Below are 8,521 nucleotides of genomic sequence, written 5' to 3'. Positions count from 1 at the left end.
GACTCCGGTTCCGGCAGGGGCTGCACATGCGCGCAACGATATGGCTCAAATGCCGGTAAATCGAGAATAATAGGGACAGTTCTCCCAGTGTACCTGGCGGAAATGGCACCGCCTGGTCCGTTCTGCCGATTGCGGCGGCTTGGCGCAGGCTGCGTCCGGGAGCGGATTTTTGGGCTTCCAGAGATACCAGTCAGTATGTTAGGCCGATCGCAAATGGAGGAACGCATGCCGCAGAGCACGCCCGACAATCCGGTCCGCATCGAGGATGCGGGCGTGGTCCGCATCGTCCGGATCGACCGCCCGGCGGTGCTGAACGCGCTGTCGCCCGCGGTCCTCACCGAGCTTGCCGCGGCGATTCGCGAGGGCGATGCGAACCCGGCCGTGCGCGCCTTCGTGCTGACCGGGGGCACGGAGGTGTTCTCCGCCGGCGCCGATCTCGACGCGCTGGCGGGGATCACCGCGCCCGCCTACCCGACGAGCCCCAACGCCGACGCCTTCGCCGCCGTCCGCGCCGCGCGCAAGCCGGTGGTCGCCGCGGTCGCGGGCTGGTGCCTCGGCGGAGGCTGCGAGCTGGCGCTCGGCACCGACCTGATCGTCGCGGGCGACACGGCGGTGTTCGGCCAGCCCGAGATCGCCGTCGGCATCATTCCGGGCGCGGGCGGCACGCTGCTCTGGGCGCCCCGCACCGGCCCCGGCGCGCAGGCCGAGGCGGCGCTCACCGGGCGCCGGATCGACGCCTGGGAGGCGCGCAGGCTCGGCCTCGCCGACCGCGTGGTGCCCTCCGCCCATGTCGTGACGGCCGCGACCGCGCTGGCGGAGGAGATCGCCGCGAAGGCGCCGCTCGCCGCCGCCGCTGCCAAGCGCGCGATGCGCGGGGCCTGGCGGGCGCCGCTGGAGATGGCGCTCTCGGCCGAGGTCGAGATCCTCTCCGGGCTGCTCGCCAGCGAGGATGCCGCGGAGGGTACTGCCGCCTTTCTCGAGAAGCGCGCGCCGCGCTTTGAGGGGCGCTGAGATGGCGACGCGGTTCGAGATCGCCGCAGGGATGCGCGATGCCGCCCTGGCCGGGGCGCTCCGCAAGGCGCTGCGTCGGGCCGGGGACGGGCTGCTGATCGCGGGGGACCTCTCGGGCGGGATGGACGATGCGCGGGGCCTTGCCGACTGGGTCGGGGCGCTAGGCGATGCTCCGGTTCCGGTCGCCCTGGCCGCCCGAGGACCGCTCGGGCCGCGCGGCGTTGCGCTGCTGCTCGTGGCAGATCTCACCGCCCTGGCGCCGGGGGTTGCTGCACCGGCGGACTGGCCGGATGCGCCCGGAGCGCCAGCGCTGGCCAGTCGCGCGCTCGGCCCCGCGGCGCGGGCGCTGGTGCTCGAGGGCGGAGACCTCGTGGCCGCGCTTGCCGCCACGGGCCGGCTGACCGTCGCCGACGACCCCCTCGCGGCCGCCGAAGCGCGCCTCGCCGCTGCCGGCCCGGGCGCCGCACGGCGCCGCGCCAGCCTCACCGCGGCCGCCAACCTGCCGCTCCGCGAGGCGCTCGACTTCGACCTCTGGCATCACCGGGCTGAAAGGGACAGCAGATGACCGACGATCCCCAGATCACCGACCCGCGCTTCGACGGGCCGGGGCCGGACGCCACCTGGCACGCGGGCCTCGCGCGCGGCATCGTCGCGATCCAGCGCTGCGGCGGCTGCGGCGCCCACCAGGCGCCTCCCTCGCTGCTCTGCCGGGCCTGCGGCGCGCCCGCGCCCGGCTTCGTCGACGCGAGCGGCAAGGCCACGGTCTACAGCGCCACGACGATCAGGCGGCGTGACGGGGCGTACAACGTCTCCATCGTCGAGCTCGCCGAGGGCCCGCGTCTGATGAGCCGGGTCGAGGGCGACCCCGAGGCGGTGCGCATCGGCATGGCCCTCACCGCGCGGATCGTGGAGGAGGACGGCATCCCGGTGCTGGTCTTCGACCCCGCGCCGGCAGGGGGGGCGGCGTGATGGCAGATGCAAACCGCGGCCGCATCGCCATCGTCGGCACCGGCATCACCAACCGCTGGGAGGCGCCCGGGCGCACCGCCTTCGACCAGGCGCAGGAGGCGGCGCTGCTGGCGCTCGAGGATGCCGGCCTCACCACCCGCGATGTCGACGGGCTGTTCTGCTCGCTCTCGGCCTCCGGCACGCCGGTGCTCAACGTCGCGGAGCGCCTGGGGCTGACCCTCCGCCACGCCGATGGCACGATGGTGGGCGGCTCGTCCTTCGTCTTTCACCTGCGCTCGGCGCTCGGCGCGCTCTCGGCGGGGCTCTGCGACGTGGCGCTGGTGACCTACGGCTCCAACCAGCGCAGCGCCGGCGGCAAGCTGGTGGCGATGCCCGACCCGCAGCCCTACGAGCTGCCCTACAGGCCGCTCTACCCGATCTCGAGCTATGCGCTGGCGGCGGCGCGGCACATGCACGAGCATGGCACGACGCGCGAGCAGCTCGCCTCGATCGCCGTCGCGGCGCGGGACTGGGCGCGCATGAACCCCGCGGCGATGGAGCGAGGCCCGCTCGGCATCGACGACGTGCTGGCCTCGCGCGTGGTCAGCGACCCGCTCACCAAGCTCGACTGCTGCCTCGTGACCGATGGCGGCGGCGCGCTGGTGCTCACCCGGGCCGACCGGGCGAAGGACCACGCGGCGCCGGTCTATCTCCTCGGCGTCGGCAGCGCGGTCAGCCACCGCCAGATCGCCGCGATGCCCGATCTCACCACCACCGCGGCGGCGCAGTCGGGGCGCGAGGCCTACCGCATGGCGGGGCTCGGCCCGGGCGAGATCGACCATGTGATGCTCTACGACGCCTTCACGATCTGCACGCTGATGTTCCTCGAGGATCTCGGCTTCTGCACCAAGGGCGAGGGCGGGGCCTTCGCCGCCTCGGGCGCCATCGCGCCGGGGGGCAGCCTGCCGGTCAACACCAATGGCGGCGGGCTCTCCTGCAACCATCCCGGCATGTACGGGATCTTCACCGTGATCGAGGCCGCCGAGCAGCTTCGCGGGCGCTGCGGCGCGCGCCAGGTGCCGGGCGCCGAGGTCGCGCTCGCCCATGCCAATGGCGGCGTGCTGTCGAGCCAGGCGACCGCGATTCTCGGCGCGCCCTCCACGATCTGACACAAAGGAGACTGCAATGAGCGGCATACTCGAGGGCAAGGTGGCCGTCGTCACCGGCGCGGGGCAGGGCCTCGGCCGGGCGATCGCCGAGGGGCTGGCGGCGGAGGGCGCGAGCGTCGTCGTCAACGATGTGGGCGTGAGCCTCAGCGGCGAGAGCGAGAACCCCTCCGCGGCCGAGGAGGTGGTGGCCGCCATCGGCGCGGCGGGCGGCAGCGCGGTCGCGAGCGACGCTTCGGTGGCCGAGCCCGAGGGCGCCGAGGCCATCGTCGGCGCCGCGATGGAGCGCTTCGGGCGCATCGATCTCGTGGTCAACAACGCCGGCATCCTGCGCGACACGATCTTCCACAAGATGTCGGTCGCCGATTGGGACGCGGTGATCAACGTGCACCTGCGCGGGAGCTTTCTCGTCTCGAAGGCCGCCGCCGTGCATTTCCGCGCCCAGGGCGGCGGGTCGTTCGTGCACATGACCTCGACCTCGGGGCTGATCGGCAATTTCGGTCAGGCCAACTACATGGCGGCGAAGCTCGGGATCGTCGGCCTCAGCCGAGGCATCGCGCTCGACATGCAGCGCTTCGGCGTGCGCTCCAACTGCATCGCGCCCTTCGCCTGGAGCCGGATGGTGAGCTCGATCCCCACCGAGACCGAGGCCGACAAGGTGCGCGTGGAGAAGCTCAAGCGCATGACCCCGCAGAAGGTCGCGCCGATGGTCGCCTTCCTCGGCTCGGAGGCGGCGAGCGGTGTCTCGGGCCAGATCTTCGCCGTGCGCAACAACGAGGTCTGGCTGATGAGCCAGTCGCGCCCGGTCCGCGCCCTCCATCGCGGCGAGGGCTGGACGGCCGCGAGCCTTGCCGAGCAGCTCCCCACCGCCTTCGGCCCCACGCTGACCCCGCTCGAGCGCTCGGCCGACGTCTTCAGCTGGGACCCCGTCTGATGGCGATCGACCGCGACCGGCTGATGGCGCTGGAGTTCCCCGAGATCCGCCAGAGCTACGGCGCGCGCGAGTGCATCCTCTATGGCCTCGGGCTCGGCTGCGGGCTCGACCCGATGGATGAGCGCCAGCTCCAGTATGTCGACGAGACCAAGCTCGCGACCTCGCCCACCATGGCCAACGTTCTGGCCTATCCGGGCTTTTGGATGCGCGATCTCGACACCGGGATCGACCACACCCGCGTGGTGCATGGCGAGCACGAGACCACGCTGACCGGGCCGCTGCCGGTGGAGGCGACCGTCACGGCACGCACGCGGATCGAGGGGCTCGTGGACAAGGGCGCGGGCAGGGGCGCGCTCGTCTACGTGACGCGCGAGATCGCCGATGCGGGCACGGGCGCCGTGCTCGCCACCATCCGGCAGACCGTCTTCTGCCGCGGCGACGGTGGCTTCGGCGGCTCGACCATGGAGGCCCGCGCGCCCGCGCCGCTGCCGGACCGCGCGCCCGACCTCACCGCCGAGGCGCCGACGCACCCGCAGCTCGCGCTGATCTACCGCCTCAATGGCGACCTCAACCCGCTGCATTCCGACCCCGCGACGGCGAAGGCCGCGGGCTTCGAGCGGCCGATCCTCCACGGGCTCGCGACCTTCGGCATCGCCGGCAACGCGCTGGTGGACGCGCTCCTCGGCGGCGACCCGGCGCGCTGCCGGAGCGTGCGGGGCCGCTTCTCCGCGCCGGTCTTCCCGGGCGACACGATCGCGCTCGACATCTGGCGGGACGGCCCCGGCGCCGCCGCCTTCCGCGCGCGCGTCGCGGCCCGCGACGCGGTCGTGCTCAACAACGGACGGTTCCTCTGGGAGGACGCATGATGGACTTCACCCTCACCGACGAGCAGCGCGCCCTGCAGGAGACCGCGCGCAGATTCGCCGAGGCCGAGCTTCCTGCGCTGGCGGCCGAGGTCGAGCGCACCGCCGAGCCCGTGCCGCATGACTGGACCGCGCGCTATGCCGCGATGGGCTTTCTCGGGATCAACACGGCCGAGGCGCATGGCGGGCTCGGCCTGCCGCTGCTCGATGCGCTGCTGGTGCTCGAGGAGTTCGCGAAGATCTCGGTGGGCGTCGCCTTCCCGGTGTTCGAGTGCTGCACGGGTCCGGTCCGCATCGTCGAGGCCTACGGCTCGGAGGCGCTCAAGGCGCGGGTGATGCCGGCGATGCTGCGGGGCGAGATGCTGGTGGCGATCACCATGTCGGAGCCCGATGCCGGCACCGCGCTCACCGATCTGCGCACCACCGCGCGCATCGAGGGCGACGAGATCGTGATCGACGGCACCAAGCGCTGGTGCTCCGGCGCGGGGCATTCGGAGGGCTATGTCGTCTTCTGCAGGTTCGACGGCGTGCCGGGGGCCAAGGGCGTGGGCGCGGTGTTCGTGGATCGTGACACGGCGGGCCTCAGCTTCGGCAAGGCGGAGCGGCTGATGGGGTTCAGGGGCGTTCCCTCCGCCGACATGACCTTCGAGGCCGTTCGGGTGCCCAGGGACCATCTGCTGGTCCCCGCGGGCGGGTTTCCGAAGCTCATGGGGCTCTTCAACATCGAGCGGCTCGGCAACGCCACCATGGCGCTCGGCGTCGCGGCCGGCGCGCTCGAGCAGGTGACGGCCTATGTGCAGGAGCGCCGGCAGTTCGGCAAGTCCATCGTGGATTTCCAGGCGGTGCAGATCCGCCTCGCCGAGATGGCGATGAAGGTCGAGGCCGCGCGCCTGCTGATTCACCGCGCCGCCGCCAATGCCGGCACCGGGCTGCCGGACCCGCGGGAGGCCTCGCTCGCCAAGTGCTTCGCCAACGAGATGACCCGCGAGGTCACCGGGGCGGCGATGCAGCTGATGGGCGGCTACGGCTATGCCTGCGAGTACGGGATGGAGCAGCGCTTCCGCGACAGCTTCGGCTGGGGCATCGCCGGCGGCGCGATCGACATCCAGAAGGTCAACATCGCCGCGTCGCTGGTCGGCCGCCGCTTCAGCCAGCGGGGCTGAGGGATGGCAGGGACAGTTCTGGTCGCGGGCGCGAGCGGGGTGATCGGGCGCGGCGCGGTGGCACATTTCGCAGAGCAGGGGCGGCCGGTGATCGCGGTCTCGCGCCGCCCGCCGCCGCCCGCGCCGGGGGTGACGCATCTGCCGCTCGACCTCACCGACGCCGCGGCCACGGCCGAGGCGCTCGCCGGGCGGCCGGTCGCGCGGGTGGTCTATGCCGCGCTCCACGAGAAGGCCGATCTGGTCGCGGGCTGGCGCGACCCCGAGCAGATGGCGACCAACCTCGCCATGCTGCGCAACCTCGTCGAGCCGCTGGGCGATGCGCTCGAGCATGTGACGCTGTTTCAGGGCACCAAGGCCTACGGCGTTCATATCCGCCCCTTCCCGGTTCCGGCCAAGGAGAGCTGGCCGCGCCATCCGCACGACAACTTCTACTGGCTGCAGGAGGACTGGCTGGCCGAGCACGCGGCCAAGCGCGGCTTCGCGACAACGATCTTCCGCCCGCAGGTGGTATTCGGCGACGCCATCGGGGTCTCGATGAACCTCACGCCGGTGATCGGTGTGCTGGCGGCGCTCGCCAGGGCCGAGGGGCGGGGCTTCGCCTTCCCCGGTGGCCCGCCCTATGTGCTCGAGGCGGTGGATGCGGGCCTCATCGCCCGCGCGGCGGACTGGGCGGGGAGCAGCCCGGCTGCCAAGGGGCGCACCTTCAACATCACCAATGGCGACGTGATGGTCTGGCAGAACCTCTGGCCCGCCTTCGCCGATGCGCTGGGGGTCGAGCCCGCCCCGCCGGAGCCGGTGCGGCTGGCCGAGACGCTCCCCGCAGCGGCCGAGGCCTGGGCCGCCATCGCGCGCCGCCACGCTCTCGCGGAGCCTGATCTCGCCCGCATCCTCGGCCAGTCTCACCACTACGCCGATTTCTGCTTCGCCCACGGGGCGGAGCGCCCGCCCGCGCCGGTGCTGGTGAGCACCATCGCGCTCCGGCAGGCGGGGTTTCACGACTGCATCGACACCGAGGCGATGTTTCGCGCGCAGTTCGCCCGGCTGCAGGCGGCGCGCGTGCTGCCGCCGCGGGACTGACCGCGCCACAAAGACAGGGAGGACACCATGGCGGAGCGCTGGAAGACCCGGCCCGAGGGCTCGAACTGGGGCGATTTCGGCCCCGACGACCAGATCGGGCGAATGAACCTTCTGACCCCCGAGATCCGGCGCAAGGCGGCGGAGGAGATTCGCGAAGGGCGCGCCTTCTGCCTCTCGCTGCCGCTCGACTATCCGGGCTCGAACAAGCTCACGCCCTATCGCCATCCGCCGCGGTTCCACCATGCCAGGCGCGGCCCCGGGCACAACTACAACTACGCGCTGTCGGACGTGAACGAGATCTTCAGCGACGTGATCAGCGACGACGCGGTGCTGCTGTTCACGCAATACTCGACGCAGTGGGACGCCCTCGGCCATGTGGGCTCGATGTTCGACGCGGACGGCGACGGGGTGGCGGAGAAGGTCTATTACAACGGCTACCGCGCCGGGGTGGAGATCGTCGGGCCCGATGACGCGCCGGCGGAGGACCCGGGCGCCGGCGCGCTCGGGATCGAGAACCTCGCCGAGACCGCGGTGCAGGGCCGGGGCGTGCTGGTCGATCTCGAGACCCCCTATGGCCGCGCGCGCAAGATGGTGGGCTATGACGAGCTGATGCGCGCGCTCGAGGCGCAGGGCACCGGGGTCGAGACCGGGGATTTCCTGTGCCTTCACACCGGCTTCGCCGAGCTCGTGCTCTCGATGAACCGTGACCCGGACGGGGAAGTCCTGGCGAACGCCTGCGCCGTGCTGGATGGTCGGGACGAGGCGCTTCTGCGCTGGATCGACGACAGCGGGCTGGTGGCAATCTGCGCCGACAATTTCGCGGTCGAGGCCTATCCCTCGCGCCCGGGCGAGACGGATCGCTATCCCGGCCTGCCGCTCCACAACCTGTGCCTGTTCCGGTTGGGCATTCATCTCGGCGAGCTCTGGAACTTTGCCGAGCTTGCGTCGTGGCTGAAGGCGGCCGGGCGCAGCCGCTTCTTCCTGACCGCGCCGCCCTTGCGCCTGCCCCGTGCCGTGGGCTCACCCGTCACGCCGGTCGCGACGGTCTGAGCGGCCGGGCGCGGCCCGCTCCCGGCGCGGGATCCGTGCCGGGAGACTGCGCCTGGCCGCCCCCGGCCTCACAGAGGGTGCGAACGCAACCCGCATTCCGGCGTGCCTGGGCAGGACAGAAGCAGCCGACGAGATGGGCCATCGCCGCCGAGGCACGGATCGCGTCTGCGTTCCGCCCATCGAGCCGCGCCGCTTCCTCCTCGGCCTCCGCGCGCAGGCGGCTCACGTCGATGGCCAGCATCTGTCCGCCCGCAAGGATCATGCCTCCGGTGGGGTATTGCCGGGCGGACCGGCACCTTGCGGCGCCAC

The 8,521-nt window shown here is 72.4% G+C and carries 10 protein-coding genes; 9 read left to right on the top strand and 1 reads right to left on the bottom strand.

Annotated elements, in window-relative coordinates:
• The first annotated feature begins 225 nt into the window (after nucleotides 1-225).
• The 9 genes from QSJ97_RS20700 to QSJ97_RS20660 are packed head-to-tail and all read left to right on the top strand — an operon-like array spanning nucleotide 226 to nucleotide 8,212.
• A complete protein-coding gene (locus QSJ97_RS20700) occupies nucleotides 226-1,011 on the top strand; it encodes an enoyl-CoA hydratase/isomerase family protein (RefSeq protein WP_285674125.1) in 786 nt (261 codons plus the stop codon).
• A gap of 1 nt (nucleotide 1,012) precedes the next feature.
• Nucleotides 1,013-1,576, top strand: coding sequence for a hypothetical protein (locus tag QSJ97_RS20695; RefSeq protein WP_285674124.1), 564 nt, complete (start codon nucleotides 1,013-1,015; stop codon nucleotides 1,574-1,576).
• Nucleotides 1,573-1,980 (top strand): Zn-ribbon domain-containing OB-fold protein, encoded by a 408-nt coding sequence (locus QSJ97_RS20690; RefSeq protein ID WP_285674123.1) that lies wholly within the window; start codon nucleotides 1,573-1,575, stop codon nucleotides 1,978-1,980. Before QSJ97_RS20695 ends, QSJ97_RS20690 begins: the two co-directional genes overlap by 4 nt.
• Nucleotides 1,980-3,128: an acetyl-CoA acetyltransferase gene (locus QSJ97_RS20685; protein WP_285674122.1), complete on the top strand. Its 1,149-nt coding sequence runs from the start codon at nucleotides 1,980-1,982 to the stop codon at nucleotides 3,126-3,128. The genes QSJ97_RS20690 and QSJ97_RS20685 overlap by 1 nt, the downstream gene beginning before the upstream one ends.
• A 16-nt stretch (nucleotides 3,129-3,144) precedes the next feature.
• Nucleotides 3,145-4,059: an SDR family oxidoreductase gene (locus QSJ97_RS20680; protein WP_285674120.1), complete on the top strand. Its 915-nt coding sequence runs from the start codon at nucleotides 3,145-3,147 to the stop codon at nucleotides 4,057-4,059.
• Nucleotides 4,059-4,925, top strand: coding sequence for a MaoC/PaaZ C-terminal domain-containing protein (locus tag QSJ97_RS20675; RefSeq protein WP_285674119.1), 867 nt, complete (start codon nucleotides 4,059-4,061; stop codon nucleotides 4,923-4,925). The genes QSJ97_RS20680 and QSJ97_RS20675 overlap by 1 nt, the downstream gene beginning before the upstream one ends.
• Entirely contained in the window at nucleotides 4,922-6,085 is a 1,164-nt protein-coding gene (locus QSJ97_RS20670) for an acyl-CoA dehydrogenase family protein (protein ID WP_285674118.1), read from the top strand. Before QSJ97_RS20675 ends, QSJ97_RS20670 begins: the two co-directional genes overlap by 4 nt.
• A gap of 3 nt (nucleotides 6,086-6,088) precedes the next feature.
• Nucleotides 6,089-7,162: an NAD-dependent epimerase/dehydratase family protein gene (locus tag QSJ97_RS20665; RefSeq protein WP_285674117.1), complete on the top strand. Its 1,074-nt coding sequence runs from the start codon at nucleotides 6,089-6,091 to the stop codon at nucleotides 7,160-7,162.
• A 27-nt stretch (nucleotides 7,163-7,189) separates the two neighbouring features.
• Nucleotides 7,190-8,212 (top strand): cyclase family protein, encoded by a 1,023-nt coding sequence (locus tag QSJ97_RS20660; RefSeq protein WP_285674116.1) that lies wholly within the window; start codon nucleotides 7,190-7,192, stop codon nucleotides 8,210-8,212.
• On the opposite strand, the gene QSJ97_RS20655 is transcribed toward QSJ97_RS20660, so the two are convergent.
• Nucleotides 8,190-8,521 (bottom strand): hypothetical protein (locus QSJ97_RS20655; protein WP_285674115.1); only part of this gene is annotated, 332 nt, incomplete at its 5' end. The genes QSJ97_RS20660 and QSJ97_RS20655 overlap by 23 nt on opposite strands.

The organism is Paralimibaculum aggregatum (assembly GCF_030270585.1).
GTDB lineage: Bacteria > Pseudomonadota > Alphaproteobacteria > Rhodobacterales > Rhodobacteraceae > Thermohalobaculum > Thermohalobaculum aggregatum.
Note: the sequence above shows the minus strand (reverse complement) of the source record. Positions and strands in the feature narration are given on the sequence as shown.